Here is a 399-nt window from a genome sequence, read left to right on the forward strand (position 1 = left end):
TACGTCCACACAAGGCCGGCATGACGGAAATAAATTGATTTCTTGCAAAAATCATGAGCGTTTCTCATGCGCCAAGGTTACGTTTATATTCTTGCATCCAAAAGAAACGGCACGCTCTATACTGGCGTAACAAGCGACCTTTCTCACCGTTTATATGAACATCAGAACAGCCTGACGCCCGGATTCACAACCCGTTATGGCGTTAAGACGCTTGTGTGGTTTGAAACATACGATCTCGTCACGGACGCAATTGCGAGAGAAAAGACGATAAAAAACTGGCCGCGGGCATGGAAGATCAAGTTGATTGAGGATCTCAATCCAGCCTGGGACGACATTGCCCATTTTCTTCTCTGACGATGCCTCCGCTCCATCATGCCGGCCTTGTGTGGACGTATTGTG

Annotated in this window: 1 protein-coding gene; it reads left to right on the forward strand. The window is 47.9% G+C overall.

Annotation, left to right across the window (positions count from 1 at the left end; genetic code table 11):
- Positions 1-66: 66 nt before the first annotated feature.
- The gene (locus tag L901_RS24490; protein WP_059760880.1) at positions 67-354 is read left to right on the forward strand and encodes a GIY-YIG nuclease family protein; all 288 of its coding nucleotides are present in this window, start codon (positions 67-69) and stop codon (positions 352-354) included.
- The last annotated feature ends 45 nt before the right edge of the window (positions 355-399 follow it).

The organism is Agrobacterium sp. D14 (genome assembly GCF_001526505.1).
GTDB lineage: Bacteria > Pseudomonadota > Alphaproteobacteria > Rhizobiales > Rhizobiaceae > Agrobacterium > Agrobacterium leguminum.

Coding starts and splice junctions, on each gene's coding strand:
- L901_RS24490 (WP_059760880.1), top strand. CDS start 67: ATGCGCCAAGGTTACGTTTATATTCTTGCATCCAAAAGAAACGGCACG.